The organism is Ruegeria sp. HKCCSP346, assembly GCF_017872595.1.
Lineage (GTDB): Bacteria > Pseudomonadota > Alphaproteobacteria > Rhodobacterales > Rhodobacteraceae > Ruegeria.
Genome location: NZ_JAEDOT010000009.1, coordinates 36,975 through 50,744, shown reverse-complemented (window position 1 = coordinate 50,744; position 13,770 = coordinate 36,975). Strand labels below are relative to the sequence as shown.

The 13,770-nt window shown below is 60.5% G+C and carries 19 protein-coding genes; 8 read left to right on the top strand and 11 right to left on the bottom strand.

Annotated features, from left to right (window positions below):
• Positions 1-9: 9 nt before the first annotated feature.
• The 3 genes from I9185_RS18325 to cobD are packed head-to-tail and all read right to left on the bottom strand — an operon-like array spanning position 10 to position 3,068.
• Positions 10-1,173, bottom strand: coding sequence for a lytic murein transglycosylase (locus tag I9185_RS18325; RefSeq protein WP_210093781.1), 1,164 nt, complete (start codon positions 1,171-1,173; stop codon positions 10-12).
• Positions 1,174-1,185: 12 nt separating this feature from the next.
• Positions 1,186-2,106 carry an adenosylcobinamide-phosphate synthase CbiB gene (gene cbiB, locus I9185_RS18320; RefSeq protein ID WP_210093780.1) on the bottom strand — a complete coding sequence of 307 codons (921 nt, stop codon included), beginning with the start codon at positions 2,104-2,106 and terminating at the stop codon, positions 1,186-1,188.
• A complete protein-coding gene (gene cobD / locus I9185_RS18315; protein ID WP_210093779.1) occupies positions 2,103-3,068 on the bottom strand; it encodes a threonine-phosphate decarboxylase CobD in 966 nt (321 codons plus the stop codon). Before cobD ends, cbiB begins: the two co-directional genes overlap by 4 nt.
• Positions 3,069-3,253: 185 nt before the next feature.
• Between cobD and I9185_RS18310 the strand changes: the two genes are divergently transcribed.
• A complete protein-coding gene (locus tag I9185_RS18310) occupies positions 3,254-3,616 on the top strand; it encodes a response regulator (RefSeq protein ID WP_117869888.1) in 363 nt (120 codons plus the stop codon).
• On the opposite strand, the gene I9185_RS18305 is transcribed toward I9185_RS18310, so the two are convergent.
• Positions 3,598-4,587, bottom strand: a complete 990-nt coding sequence (locus tag I9185_RS18305; RefSeq protein ID WP_210093778.1) for a glutathione S-transferase family protein — start codon at positions 4,585-4,587, stop codon at positions 3,598-3,600. The genes I9185_RS18310 and I9185_RS18305 overlap by 19 nt on opposite strands.
• Positions 4,588-4,800: 213 nt before the next feature.
• Here I9185_RS18305 and I9185_RS18300 point away from each other — a divergent pair, with 213 nt between their 5' ends.
• Entirely contained in the window at positions 4,801-5,154 is a 354-nt protein-coding gene (locus tag I9185_RS18300; protein WP_171169191.1) for a hypothetical protein, read from the top strand.
• A 164-nt stretch (positions 5,155-5,318) separates the two neighbouring features.
• Here I9185_RS18300 and I9185_RS18295 read toward each other — a convergent pair whose 3' ends face one another.
• A complete protein-coding gene (locus tag I9185_RS18295) occupies positions 5,319-6,491 on the bottom strand; it encodes a MalY/PatB family protein (RefSeq protein ID WP_210093777.1) in 1,173 nt (390 codons plus the stop codon).
• A gap of 94 nt (positions 6,492-6,585) precedes the next feature.
• Here I9185_RS18295 and def (I9185_RS18290) point away from each other — a divergent pair, with 94 nt between their 5' ends.
• The 6 genes from def (I9185_RS18290) to speB are packed head-to-tail and all read left to right on the top strand — an operon-like array spanning position 6,586 to position 9,875.
• Positions 6,586-7,104, top strand: coding sequence for a peptide deformylase (gene def / locus I9185_RS18290; protein WP_171637587.1), 519 nt, complete (start codon positions 6,586-6,588; stop codon positions 7,102-7,104).
• Positions 7,101-7,595 carry a peptide deformylase gene (gene def, locus I9185_RS18285; RefSeq protein ID WP_171120283.1) on the top strand — a complete coding sequence of 165 codons (495 nt, stop codon included), beginning with the start codon at positions 7,101-7,103 and terminating at the stop codon, positions 7,593-7,595. Before def (I9185_RS18290) ends, def (I9185_RS18285) begins: the two co-directional genes overlap by 4 nt.
• A 2-nt stretch (positions 7,596-7,597) precedes the next feature.
• The gene (gene fmt, locus I9185_RS18280; RefSeq protein ID WP_209835287.1) at positions 7,598-8,512 is read left to right on the top strand and encodes a methionyl-tRNA formyltransferase; all 915 of its coding nucleotides are present in this window, start codon (positions 7,598-7,600) and stop codon (positions 8,510-8,512) included.
• 6 nt (positions 8,513-8,518) lie between these two features.
• Positions 8,519-8,755, top strand: a complete 237-nt coding sequence (locus I9185_RS18275; protein WP_210093776.1) for a hypothetical protein — start codon at positions 8,519-8,521, stop codon at positions 8,753-8,755.
• A 1-nt stretch (position 8,756) separates the two neighbouring features.
• On the top strand, positions 8,757-8,993 hold the full coding sequence (locus tag I9185_RS18270) for a GlsB/YeaQ/YmgE family stress response membrane protein (RefSeq protein ID WP_171637580.1): 237 nt from the start codon (positions 8,757-8,759) through the stop codon (positions 8,991-8,993).
• Between the two features lie 60 nt (positions 8,994-9,053).
• Positions 9,054-9,875, top strand: coding sequence for an agmatinase (gene speB / locus I9185_RS18265; protein ID WP_210093775.1), 822 nt, complete (start codon positions 9,054-9,056; stop codon positions 9,873-9,875).
• Position 9,876: 1 nt separating this feature from the next.
• Here the strand turns inward: speB and I9185_RS18260 are convergent, their stop codons facing one another.
• From I9185_RS18260 to ispH, 6 genes are all read right to left on the bottom strand, one after another.
• Positions 9,877-10,479 (bottom strand): alpha/beta hydrolase, encoded by a 603-nt coding sequence (locus tag I9185_RS18260; RefSeq protein WP_210093774.1) that lies wholly within the window; start codon positions 10,477-10,479, stop codon positions 9,877-9,879.
• A gap of 65 nt (positions 10,480-10,544) precedes the next feature.
• Positions 10,545-11,168 carry a trimeric intracellular cation channel family protein gene (locus I9185_RS18255; protein WP_171637576.1) on the bottom strand — a complete coding sequence of 208 codons (624 nt, stop codon included), beginning with the start codon at positions 11,166-11,168 and terminating at the stop codon, positions 10,545-10,547.
• A complete protein-coding gene (gene rnhA / locus I9185_RS18250; protein ID WP_152457071.1) occupies positions 11,165-11,632 on the bottom strand; it encodes a ribonuclease HI in 468 nt (155 codons plus the stop codon). The genes I9185_RS18255 and rnhA overlap by 4 nt, the downstream gene beginning before the upstream one ends.
• Positions 11,625-12,212: a class I SAM-dependent methyltransferase gene (locus tag I9185_RS18245; protein WP_210093773.1), complete on the bottom strand. Its 588-nt coding sequence runs from the start codon at positions 12,210-12,212 to the stop codon at positions 11,625-11,627. The genes rnhA and I9185_RS18245 overlap by 8 nt, the downstream gene beginning before the upstream one ends.
• Positions 12,209-12,661: a DUF3429 domain-containing protein gene (locus tag I9185_RS18240; protein ID WP_171642257.1), complete on the bottom strand. Its 453-nt coding sequence runs from the start codon at positions 12,659-12,661 to the stop codon at positions 12,209-12,211. Before I9185_RS18240 ends, I9185_RS18245 begins: the two co-directional genes overlap by 4 nt.
• Entirely contained in the window at positions 12,658-13,608 is a 951-nt protein-coding gene (gene ispH / locus I9185_RS18235) for a 4-hydroxy-3-methylbut-2-enyl diphosphate reductase (RefSeq protein WP_152457074.1), read from the bottom strand. The genes I9185_RS18240 and ispH overlap by 4 nt, the downstream gene beginning before the upstream one ends.
• Positions 13,609-13,770 lie beyond the last annotated feature (162 nt).

Genomic DNA, 13,770 nt, shown 5'->3' with positions numbered 1-13,770 from the left:
GGTTGCCGCCTAAAGCCGGTTTAACAGATCCACTGTCGGCCATGCATCGGCCGGCAGGCCAAGCCGCTTCTGTTCCGCCTGCACGGCCGCCCGCGTGCCAGCGCCCAGGATCCCGTCGATCTTGCCAACGTCATACCCTTTGGCCTGAAGCTTACTTTGCAGCTGCTTCATCTGCGCGCCGCTCAGGCCCGGCGTGGGGTTGCCAGCATCATAGATCTGTGCCCCTTCCAGACGTGTCCCGAAATAGGCGGCGGTCAGGACATAGACAAAGCTCTGGTTCCATTCGAAATAGACGTCGAAGTTGGGATAGGCCAGAATGGCAGGACCCTTGTGCCCCTGGGGCAGGATCAGCGAGGCAGGCAGGTTTGCCAGCGACCCGCTGCGTGCCTGAACGCCCATGGCCTGCCAATCGGCCACCGACCGGGGCTTGCCAGGGCCGGACAGAGACCAGTCCATCTGCGCGGGCACCGTGACCTCTTGCAGCCACGGTTCGCCAGCGCGCCAGCCCAGATGCGACAGCATCTTGGCGCCGGACATCAGCGCATCCGGGGCCGAGGTTTTCAGGCGGACATGCCCGTCGCCGTCACCATCGACACCGTTTTCCAGAATGTCGCGCGGCAGCATCTGGACCATACCGATTTCTCCGGCCCATGCGCCCGTTGTGCGGGCCGGGTCGAAATCACCATTCTGATAAAGTTCGATGGCGGCGAAGATTTGAGGGCGGAACAGGTCGGGGCGACGGCAGTCATGGGCCAAAGTCACCAGCGCATTGCGGGTGTTGAAGTCGCCCTGAAATGATCCGTAGTCGGTCTCGAACGCCCAGAAGGCCAGCAACACCCCGCGTGAGATGCCGTATTGCTTTTCGATCCGGTCAAACACCGCGTCGTATTTGCGCGACATCGCCTGCCCGCGTTCGATCCGGTTGGCCGAGATCAGCCGCCGGGAAAACTCGATAAAGGGTTTCTGAAACACCCCTTGCGCCCGGTCGGCCCTTAGCACCGCATTGTCCTGCTGCACGCCATTGAAAAACGCGTTCACGGTGGATTTGTCAAAGCCTTGCTGCACGGCCTCGGCCTTTAGCCCTTTGACAAAGGAATTGAAGCCACCACCACATTGGGCCAGGGCAGGTTGGGCAAACAAGGTGGCGGCGATCAGGCCGGAAAGAAAACGCATGACAAAAGTCCGTCAGTAAATCAGGTCGATCCCAACCGACACCGACACGAGCCCAAGCGCAAGCCCCCAAACACGCCACAACATGCGACATGCGCGGAAAATGTCCAAAGCTCCGATCTCGCGCTGGGCATTGCCATTGACCCATGCCAGATCCCGCACCGTGCCGTCATAGCTGCGCGGCCCGGCCAGGGCGACGTTCAGCGCGCGGGCCATGGCGGCCTCGGGCCAGCCCGCATTGGGCGAGATGTGCCGGTGTGCATCTGCCACGATTTCGCGCCAGCGCGACCACTGGCCCGACAGCGCCACGATCATCACGCAGGTCAGGCGGGCCGGGATCAGGTTCAGCAGGTCATCGAACCGGGCCGAAGCCCAGCCAAACGCGCGGTACGTTTCATTGCGATACCCGATCATGCTGTCGGCCGTGTTCACCGCCTTGTAGACCAGCAGCCCCGGCAACCCGGCAATCAGAAACCAGAAAGCAGGTGCGACGACGCCGTCGCTGAGGTTTTCAGCGGCGCTTTCGATGGCCGAGCGTGCCACCTGTGCCTCGGTCATGTCCCGTGTATCGCGTGAGACGATCATGGCCACCCGTGCCCGCCCCTCTGACAGCGAGGCCATCAGCCCTTCGCCCACGGCGCGCACATGGGCGACCAACGATTTTTGCGCCAACAGGATCGCGCAGACCAGGATTTCAACCACCGGCCCCAACAGGGACAAACCCCAGCCAAGCGCCCCAGCGCCGCAAACCAGCAGGACAAGCACACCCACCCCTTTTGAACGGCGCAGGGCCCCGTGGTTCAAGCGTGTATCCAGCCAGCCGATCAGGTTGCCGATCATCACCGCCGGATGCCTGATGCGCGACCAGAGCCAGTCGGGTTCCCCCAGTGCTGCGTCCAGACACATGGCACAGACCAGCATCAGGCCAGGGCTCACAGGGCGGCCTCCAACCTGTTCCATCCATCCTCGGGCGGGAGCCCAAAGCGCAGATAGGTTTCAGAATAGGGGAAGATGCGGCTCCAGATGTGGGACCGTGCCAGACGACCTTGCCAATGGGCGGCGTTGTCGACCTGATAAAGTCGGAACAGGCTGGTGCCGCCGATCACTTTGGCCCCTTTTCTCGTGACCAGCGCATCCAGCCTTGAGGCCTCGTCAGCCAGACGCGCATGCGTGGCTTCCGCCCAACGGTTGTCCATCAAAGCCTGTGTGCCTATCCGCAAGGCCGGACCGGATACCGACCAAGGGCCGGTCAGATCGTTCAACCGGCTGATCATATCCGGCCGTCCGATGGCAAACCCCAGCCTTACCCCGGCCAGCCCCCAGAATTTGCCAAAACTCTTCAGCACGATCACGCCGGGGCGGTCTGCCAGATGGATCAGGGACTTGTCAGGCATGACGTCGCAAAAGCTTTCGTCAATCACGGTAAGTGGTGCCGATACGTCGCTTTCCTGCCAGATACGCCCGTCCGGGTTGTTTGGATGTACGATCACGCGGGCGTCGCTGGGCCCGTCTTGCCGTACCTTCCACCCCTGCGCCGAAAAGGCGGCGGCGTGTTCGTTATAGGTGGGCGGCGTGATCTGTACCGTACCCGTCGCGGCCAGAGCCGGCAGACGCGCGATGATCGCCGACGCTCCGGGCGCGGGCAGGATCGCGGCACGCTGCGGCACGTTCCAGAACCGGCGCGCGGCATCGCTGAGCCGTTCGAACGCCCCGTGATCCGGCAATTCGGCCCAATCCCCGGCCGTCAGGCCGGACACGGGATAGGCATGTGGATTGATGCCGGTGGACAGGTCGATCCAGTCGGTGCGTTGCCCACCATATTTGACAATTGCCTTGTCCAACCCGCCGCCGTGGTCACGAACCGCGCGTGGATTCAGACTTTCATCGAATGTGCTCATCTGCTCTCTCTGCGAGAAATTACCGCTTTTGGACCGCTTCAAGCGGATTTTCGCCTCTTACACAAGCAAATCCGCCTGTTCACGGGCCTGTGGGGCTGCTGTTAACACTTTGTTAAGGAAATAACGAGATCACGGACCATGGGGGTCGGCACCACTCACCATACCAAGTGCCGAGGTTGTTGCAAATGAAAGTTCTGATTGTTGAGAGTAATCCCGACCTTGGTCGGGTCTGGAAAAGGCATCTGGAACGGCAGGGCGCCGAGGTCACGCTGGTCGAGACGCAGGAAGCCGCCATTCTGGCGCTGTACGGCACGGATTTCGAAATCATCGTGCTGGATCTGGTTCTGGAAACTGGCAGTGCACTGGCTGTGGCCGATTTCGCAAGCTATCGCCGCCCCCAGGCGCGGGTGATCTTTGTCACCAACACCACCTTCTTCTCGGATGGATCGATATTTGCCCACAGCCCGAACGCCTGTGCTTATGTGCAAAGCGAAACACCGCCAGAGGATCTGGCGGCGATGGTCGAGCATTACGCAGCAGGGCGCTGATCGCGGCGGTGCGGTTCTGTGTAATCCAGCACCGGGTTTACCGGAATGATCCGGTGCGGATTGATGCTGTCATGGCTGTAGTGATAGTGGCGCACGATATGGTTCATGTTCACCGTGGGCGCCACGCCGGGCCATTGGTAAAGTTCACGCGTATAGGCCCATAGGTTCGGGTAATCGATCAGGCGCCGCTTGTTGCATTTGAAGTGCAGATGATAGACCGGATCAAAGCGGATCAGCGTCGTAAACAGCCGCCAGTCAGCCTCGGTAATCCGATCCCCCATCAGGTAACGGTTCCGGGCCAGACGACCTTCCAGCCAGTCCAGCGTGTCGAACAACGGGCCCACGGCGGCGTCATAGGCCGCTTGCGAAGTGGCAAAGCCGGACTTGTAGACGCCGTTGTTGACGTCTGTATAGATGCGCGCGTTGACCTCTTCGATTTCATCGCGCATCGCTTCGGGCCAGTAATCATCGGTATTGCCGGTGATCCCGTTGAAGGCCGAATTGAACATGCGGATGATTTCCGAGCTTTCGTTCGACACAATGGTTTCCTGCCGCTTGTCCCACAGGATCGGCACGGTCACGCGCCCCGAATAGGCTGGATCGGCTTTGGTATAGATCTGGTGCGCAAAACCCAGCCCGTAAAGGTCATCTCCCGTCGCGCCGTGAGCGTCTGTTTCAAAGGTCCAACCCTGATCCAGCATGTCCGGATGCACGACCGACACCGAGATCAGATCGCTCAGCCCTTTCAACTCGCGAAAAATCAGCGTGCGATGGGCCCAGGGGCAGGCATAGCTGACGTAAAGGTGATAGCGCCCGGGTTCTGCTTTGAACCCGCCTTTGCCTGATGGCCCCGCCTCGCCGTCAGCTGTCAACCAATTGCGAAACTGCGCTGCGCTGCGCTTGAATGCACCGCCCGTGGACTTGGTATCATACCAGGTATCGTGCCATTTTCCGTCGACCAGCAGGCCCATGTCTTTTCCTCCGCATGTGCGTTTCGAAAAACATAGGGCCAGGGCTTGCATCTTCCTATGCGAGCGCCCGCGCAAATGCTCTGCATCCGCGCACAGTCGAGTTCGGGATTTCTGTGCAACAAACCTCGGCTGGATCGTGTTTCTGTGACGTGGTTCACTGGATTTTTACAACTTATCCCGCACAATAGAAGTCATTCACGGGGGAACGGATTAATGAGTACCTATGTTTCAAAGGAAATACGCGCAGAGTTGGACGCGGCCCGAATCGCCACATTGAAAAAAGCCAGCCGTTTACGGGTGGAGATGGGCGACAATACCTACAAAATACTCAAATTGTGGAAAGACGGTTTTACGGTTGAGGCGGAAACCACGCCGCGCCTGCGCGGGCTTGTCGATATCTTTGACGGGGCCAACCACCTCTATCAATGCCTCATCGTCGCGGATGAGGATGAAGGCGGTGAGATGCGGTATGAATTCAAACGCAGCACGGCCGCCCATGACAGCGCGCCGCTTGATTTTTACCGCGCGCCCGATGCGCCGATCGCCCTGCTGGGGCGTGACGACTAGGGGCGAATTTCAACTGGTATTCCGATTTGGCCCGGGTTTGGTCGATGCCAAAGGCCAGCGATGCCAGCCTAAAGACAGGCGCGCGCGGCCCAAAGCGGCCTCAACCAAGGCAACCGGCACCTGTGAAAACAGGGCAGGGCTTTCAAGCTCTGGCCGGCACGTACTTATTGCAGATCCCCGAAAGCACGTTTCAGCCGCAGGCAAGCTTCCTCGACCCGCGCCCGTTGAGTGGCGAGGTTGAACCGTTCAAACGTTTCTCCTCCAGTGCCGAAACCCGGACCTGACGATGTCGCGATCCGCGCGTCCTCGCGCAATCGGCGGACAAATTCGGCGTGATCCATGCCGGTGCCCGAGAAATCGACCCAGGCCAGATAGGTCGCCTGCAAGGGCATCGACCAGAGCCCCGGAATCTCGGTGATGGTCTGATCGAACAGACGCCTGTTTCCCTCCAGATGCGCGATCTGGGCATCTACCCATTCGGCCCCTTCGGGGCTGTAGGCGGCGGTGATCATCGCCACGCCCAACGCGCCGGGATCGTAATCCAATGTTTGCAGCCGTTGCTTCATGGCCGCGCGCAGTTTGGGATCGGGAATGATCATGTTGCCGGTCCGCTGCCCGGCAATGTTGAAGGTCTTCGACGCCGCAGTCAGCGTCACGGTCCACGGGCGTGCATCCGGGGCCGCCACGTCCATCGGCACAAATTTGGCGCCGGGATAGACCAGATCGTGGTGAATCTCGTCCGATACCAGGATCAAACCGTTCCGTTCGGCAAACGCAGCAACGGCCTGCAACTCGTCGGGCGTCCAGACACGACCCGACGGGTTTTGCGGCGAACACCACAGCAGCATCTTCTCGGACCCGTCCAACCGGGACTGGGCGTCGTCCAGATCCAGGCCGTAACATTCCCCGTCCCGCACCAAAGGGCATTCCACGACCCGGCGGCCGGATTTGTTCACCTTGTGGGCAAACTCATGGTAAACGGGGGTAAAGATCACGATGCCATCACCGGGATCGGTCCAGACATCCAGCGACAGGGCGATTGCATTGCCCAAGCCCTGGGTGGTCAGAATCCAATCCGTGTCGATTTCCCAATCGTGGCGGGTTTTCATCCACCATTGAACCGAGGCCAGATAGTCCGGGTGCATCCATGAATAGCCGAACACGCCGTGATCTGCGGCCTTGCGCACGGCCTCGATCACGCAGGGTGCCGTTTGGTAATCGGAATCGGCCGTCCACATGGCCAGACCGCCCTCGGGCGAGACGCCATACAGCATCTCCATCTTGTCCCATTTAGAACTGTTGGTGCCCCGGCGGTCGATCAGGTCGTTGAAAGTCATGTCTGCTCCATTTTCTCGACCGAAAGCTAACCGCAAATCGGGCAGGTGCAAGGGGGGCGTTGCGGCGCGGGGCGGGATGGCCTAAATCAGCCTCATGAAACGCACTATCCTGATCCATCCCGATCCCCGCCTGAAAAAGGTCTGCGCGCCCGTATCCGACCTGACGGACGAGCTGCGCACGCTGGCTGACGACATGCTGGAAACCATGTATGACGCGCCCGGGATTGGCCTTGCCGCCCCGCAGATCGGTGTGCTGGAACGGTTGATCGTGCTTGATTGCATCAAGGAAGAAGGCGAGACCCCGCGCCCGCTGATCATGTTCAACCCCGAGGTCATCGCCTCTTCCGAGGAAACCAATGTATACGAAGAAGGATGCCTGTCGATCCCGGATCAATATGCCGAAGTGACCCGCCCCAAGGTGGTCGATGTCACCTGGATGGACGAGAAGGGAAACCTGCGACAGGAGACGTTCGACGGTCTTTGGGCAACTTGCGTGCAGCATGAAATCGACCATCTGAACGGCAAGCTGTTCATCGATTACCTCAAACCGCTGAAACGGCAGATGATTACCCGCAAGATGCAAAAGCTCAAACGTGAACGGGCGCGCGCATGACCGTCCGCACCTGTCTGCCCTGGCCTGACAAACGCTTGCGCACAAAGGCGGATGAGGTGACTGAAATCACCGATGACATTCGCCGGATTTGGCAGGACATGATCGACACGATGGAGGCCATGCCCGGTGTCGGTCTGGCCGCGCCGCAGATCGGAGTGATGTTGCGTCTGGCCGTGGTCGATGGGTCGGCCGAGCGGGGCAAGGCCGTGCGTCTGGCGAACCCGGAAATCCTGCACAGCTCGATCGAACTGCGTGAACATGAAGAAGCCAGTCCGAACCTGCCGGGCGTGTCGGCCAAGGTAAAACGCCCGCGCGCGGTGACTGTCAAATTCCTGAACGAGCAGGGCGTGGTGGACCGTCGCGATTTTGTCGGCATCGAGGCCACCAGTGTCCAGCACCAGATCGACCATCTGAATGGCCGGATGTATTTTGACCGGCTCAGCAAGGTCAAACGCGACATGCTGCTGCGCAAAGCCAAGAAACAGGGGTAAAGATGCGCGTTGTTTTTATGGGAACCCCGGACTTCTCGGTGCCGGTTCTGGATGCGCTGGTCGAGGCCGGGCATGAGATCGCCGCCGTCTATTGCCAGCCCCCGCGCCCGGCGGGGCGGGGCAAGAAGGATCGCCCGACACCGGTCCACGCGCGTGCCCAAGCGCTGGGTCTGGACGTGCGTCACCCAACCTCGCTGAAACCGGCCGAGGAGCAGGACAGTTTTGCGGCACTGAACGCGGATGTGGCGGTGGTTGTGGCTTATGGGCTGATCCTGCCCCAGCCCATCCTCGATGCGCCGGCTCATGGCTGCCTGAACATTCATGCCAGCCTGCTGCCGCGCTGGCGCGGGGCGGCTCCGATCCACCGCGCGATCATGGCGGGCGATGCGCAAACTGGCGTCTGTATCATGCAAATGGAGGCGGGCCTTGATACCGGCCCCGTTCTGTTGCGGCAGGCCACCGATATCGGGCCCGAGGAAACCACTGCGAAACTGCATGACCGGCTCTCGGCGATGGGCGCGGCCTTGATCGTTGAGGCGTTGGCAAAGCTGCCCGGCCTGACCCCTGATCCGCAGCCCGAGATTGGTGTCACCTATGCCGCCAAGATCGACAAGTCCGAGGCCCGCGTGGACTGGTCGCGCCCGGCGGTTGAGGTCGATCGGCAGGTCCGCGGGCTGTCGCCCTTTCCCGGGGCCTGGACCGAGATCGACGGCAACCGGGTAAAACTCCTCGCTTCGCGTCTGGCCGAAGGGCAGGGCGCGCCGGGCGAAGTTCTGAATGACGATCTGTATGTGGCTTGCGGGCAGGGCGCCATAGAACTGCTGCGCTTGCAAAGGGCGGGCAAAGGCGCGCAGGATAAGGAAACGTTCCTGCGGGGCTGGCCAATCCCGATCGGCACCCGGATGTCTTCGGAGTAAAGCCATATGTTCATGGTGATGATGGGCACTGTCGTGGTTGCCGGGATCGTCGGGTATCTGTCCGAACAAACCGGTTTCACCCATAACGGCTATTTGCAATCCATCATCATCTGTGTGGGCGGGGCGTTCCTGTTCTATTTCGTCCGTATCATGTTCGGTATCAGCTTTGGTCCTCCGGGGCTGGATGCGGTGATTTCCTCTGTTGGTGCCCTGATCATCGTGCCGACCCACTGGAGGAAGTGACATGCCAATCGTCGCCCTGATCATCATCGGTGCAGCGGCAGGGTTTCTGGCCACCCGCCTGATGCGGATCGAGGCGGATATCCCGACGACCATGTTGATCGGTATCGTGGGGGCCCTGATCGGAGGGGCGCTGCTGCGGTTTCTTGTTACCGTTATGGGGTGGCTGTCTGGTTTTGTCGGGGCGGTTCTGGGCGCCTTGCTTGTGATTTGGATCTGGCAGACCTACCTGCGCCGCTAACCCCTTGACCCGGCGCCCTTCCTCCGTCCAGATCACATTCAACGAAAAAGGGGAATGATGATGCCGTATGATTTGAAGCCGGGTGATGTCGCTCTGATGGGTGTTCCTTTGGATCTGCATTCCTCGTTCCTGCAAGGGCCGGCCTTCGCACCCGGACGCATCCGCGAGGCGCTGCATTCCGGTGCCGCCAACCTGACCGCCGAAGATGGTACCGATCTGGGTGAAAGCGCCAAATTCAGGGATACCGGCGATCTGGATGTGTTCGAAATGCGCGGGCAGGAACCGATTGACCGGATCGAGGCCGAAGCGGCGAAGCGGATCGCAACCGGCGCACGCCTGTTGTCGCTGGGCGGCGACCATTCCGTGGCCTATCCGCTGATCAAGGCCCATGCAGATCGGTACGAAGGCCTGAACATCCTGCATATCGACAGCCACCCGGATCTGTACGACACGCAGGATATCGGCCCGCTCGGCCATGGCTGCCCCTTTGCGCGGGTGATGGAGACCTGCCCGGTCAAGCGTCTGGTGCAGGTCGGCATCCGCACCATGAACGCCCATCAGCGCGAACAGGCCGACAAGTTCGGCGTCGAGGTGATCGACATGCGCAACTGGCGCCCCGACTTGCAGATTTCATTCGATGGCCCGGTCTATCTGTCCCTTGATCTGGACGCGCTGGACCCGGCCTTTGCCCCGGGCGTCTCGCACTATGAACCCGGTGGGCTGAGCACGCGCGAGGTTATCGACCTGATCCACCGGTTCAAAGGTCAACTGGTCGGGGCGGATATCGTCGAGCTCAACCCGCATCGCGACCCCTATGGCATGACGGCGATGGTGGCCGCGAAATTCGTCAAGGAAATCGGCGCGCGCTTGCTGAACGGTTGACTTACCGTTCGTCGCACACCGTCGCAGACCCAAGTGCCGGAGCACCCCTGGTGGTCAAATCGAACCGGTTCGCCTCGGCGGCGGTCATCCAGTGGATGCTGTCGGCCGGGGCTGCGAACAGAGTGTACCAGTAAAACTCCTCGTCCACGCCGATATCCTTGAAATAGTCCAGGTATCGGTCATGTTCGGGATCGTCCTCGGGCAAGTCGGTCGCCACCAGACCCGACCCGGCCCAGCTGTGGACACCGACACAGGCCCCCGGTTGCAGCACGCGGCGGTTTCCGGCCAGGAACAGATCGGTGCCGCCGCTGGCAACCAGACCGTTCGATGGAACAACGGTATCGAACCCGGCCCTGTGCACTTCGCGGGCGAAGATGACATTGGCGTCATCATCAACCGATCCTTCAATGTATTGCAGAACCAAAGTGCGGGCTTCGGGGTTTTGGGCTGTCGCTTCCTCAAAGGCAGACAGCGTTGTCTCGTCAATCGTGCCCGAGGCGATGATCTGGTCGTCCTGCGCAACAAAACTGACAGGGGTGTAATACGCGCCGCATGAGGCGAGCAGGGCCAGGCAGGCTGTGATGGATGCAAGTCTGAATGTCACGTTGGCCTCCGGGCTGTGCTTTCAAAAGGGGTATCAGCCAGCCGCTTTGGCGTCCACTATCGGGCTCAGTTGCGCGGCGGACGGCTTTTGTAGACCGGCAATTGCCAGCCAAACATCAACGACCCGGCACGCAACGCCCAGCACACCAAGGCGCAGAGAGCCAGAGAAAACGCAGGCTCTGTCCCCAATCGGGCAGCCAGAACCGCCGTCAGGGCACCTGTAAAGGCGCAGGACACATAAAGCTCACCTTGTTTCAGCACCAGCGGCACTTCGTTGCAGACCACATCGCGCATCAGCCCGCCCAGGCATCCGGTCGTCACACCCATCAAAACGACAATGACCCCGGACTGATCCAGCGACAATGCCGCGCCGGTTCCGGCCGCAACAGCCACTGACAGTGCAAAACTGTCCAGCCAGACCAGCCAGTTATAGCGGCTTTCCACCAGATGTGCGGTAAAGAACACCAGGACCGACGCCGCGACTGCGATCAGGATGTAATCCGGCTGCCCGACCCAAAAGATCGGGTGACGGTCCAGCAAAAGGTCTCGTACAGTGCCGCCCCCGACGGCAGTCAGGCAGGCCATGAAGGCAAATCCCACCAGATCCAGCTGGGCACGGCTGGCCACCAGTGCCCCCGTCAACGCGAAGATCAGAACCGAGGCATAGTCCAGCAGCGTCAGCGCGGTCACGCCTGTGCCTTTTTCGGTTTGAACGGCGCCATTCCGGCCCGGGCCAGCTCATCAGCTTTTTCATTCTCGGGGTGGCCTGCGTGGCCCTTGACCCATTCCCATGTCACATCATGCCGTTCCTGCGCCTCGTCCAGACGCTGCCAAAGATCGACATTCTTGACCGGTTTCTTGTTCGAGGTTTTCCAGCCGTTGCGTTTCCAACCGAAAATCCAGCCAGTGACGCCGTTCTTCACATAGGCACTGTCGGTGACGACGGTTATCTTCGACGGTCGCTCCAGCGCTTCAAGGGCGCTGATGGCGGCCAGCAACTCCATCCGGTTGTTGGTCGTCTCGGCTTCGCCCCCGTTCAGCTCACGCTCTTTCAGAACGCTGTCCCCGTCCATCGCGCGCAACAGCACGCCCCAGCCTCCGGGGCCGGGGTTTCCGGAACAGGCACCGTCTGTATAGGCAAACAATTCAGGCATGGGCGAACACCAGGATATATCCGTCATACGATCCGGCCAGGCCTTTGCCCATGCCATGGACTGCGCGGTCAATCGTGAAACCGACCTTGTTCAAGGCGTCCTCGATCTCGGCCTCCGTGTAATAGGAATAATAACGATCCAGATCATCCCGATGTTCACCAGTGCCCAGCTTCATCCCCAGAAACAGCTGTCCACCGGGTTTCAGAGCCCTGTGGATCGCATTCAGATGCCGCTGGAAATCAGCGCGCGGCGCGTGCAGCAGGGAAAAGCTGGCGTAAACACCGTCATATTCGGCTGTCTCGGTGACGTCATCGAACGTACCCAGATAAGCATCCACACCGTTTTCCCGCGCATGTTCGACAAAGGCCGGCGTGGCATCCAGCGCGCGAACCTTCAGCCCCTGACGCATCAGGAACCCGCTGTCCGATCCCGGCCCGGACCCCAAATCCAGCACATAGCCGCCTGCGCCGACTGCATCAGCAAAAGCCTGTCGGGCCTCAAGCTGCTCGGGCGGCAGAGGGATCTTCAGATATTCCGCCACCCTGTTGGTATAAGCGGTGATCGTACGTTCATCGGTCACAGATAGACTCCGACTGCAAGACTGGCCAATACGACCGCGGTCAGCAGGATGCGCAACCGCATCCACCAGACCGGTGTCAGGCGCCAGTAGGAAAACAGGGCATCCAGCAACAACAAACCAGCGAACCCATACATCAGATTGGTGCCCGCATTCACCGGCCCACCACCTGTCATGGCAAAGGCCCAAAGCGCGGGCAGAACCGACAACAGATAACACAGGGCCGCCTTGCTGCCCGATGTCTTGGTGGCAAAACCCCAGAGTACACCGGACATGAAGCTGAGGATGACTGATCCATAGAACAGTTGCACATAAGGGCCCACGAAACGCGGGCCAAAGGTTTGCGCGCCCCAGGCATTCAGATCGCCATTCAGATAGGTCAGGGCGCCCCAGACAAACGGAATCAGTCCCGCCAGCCCAAGACAGAGCGGCGCTTTCGGCACTCCGTTCACGCCGGTTGCCTCAACACGCGGGGGACTTTGAACTCGACGTTTTCAACGGCGGTTTCGACCGGCTCGACGGTGACATCATAATGCGCGCTGAACGCTTCGATCACCTCGTTTACCAGAACCTCCGGGGCCGACGCGCCTGCGGTGACAGCCACGGTCGAGATACCCTCGAGCGCGCGCCAGTCAATCTCGGTGGCGCGCTGGACCAGCTGCGCGTACTGGCACCCCTCGCGCGAGGCAACCTCGACCAGACGGCGCGAGTTCGATGAGTTCGGCGCGCCTACTACCAGCAAGGCGTCCGCCTTGGGGGCCACGGCTTTCACCGCTTCCTGCCGGTTGGTGGTGGCGTAACAGATATCTTCCTTGTGCGGTCCGACAATGGCCGGGAACCGGGCCTGAAGGGCGGCGATGATATCCTTGGTGTCATCGACCGAAAGGGTGGTTTGGGTGACAAAGGCCAGCTTATCCGGGTCACGCACCTGCACCGTGGCCACGTCGTCCACGGTCTCGACCAGCAGCACATCGCCCTCGGGCAGCTGCCCCATGGTGCCCACGGTTTCGGGATGGCCTTTATGGCCGATCATGATCATCTGCAACCCCGCGTCCGCGTGGCGCTGAGCCTCGACATGCACCTTGGAAACCAGAGGACAGGTGGCGTCCACATAGATCATCTCGCGCTGGGCAGCCTCGGCGGGAACGGATTTCGGCACCCCGTGGGCGGAAAAGATCACCGGGCGGTCATCGGGGCATTCCTGCAATTCTTCGACAAACACAGCCCCTTTGGCGCGAAGGCCATCGACCACGAATTTGTTGTGCACGATCTCGTGGCGCACATAGACCGGTGGTCCCCATTTCTGCAAAGCCATCTCAACGATTTTGATGGCACGGTCCACACCGGCGCAGAACCCGCGTGGGGCGGCAAGGTAAAGTGTCAGTGGCGGCTTTTTCATCAGGCTGTCTCCTTGTGGCACAGGTAAGTCTTTTCCCGGCCTTGGTCCAGACAGGACATCGTCATTCATCTGACACGAATCGTTGCTACTAGGGTGATGTTTAAGCACCTGTACCTTGTTAAAGAAGCGCGGCCAGGACTGATGTCCTGACCGCGCAATTTT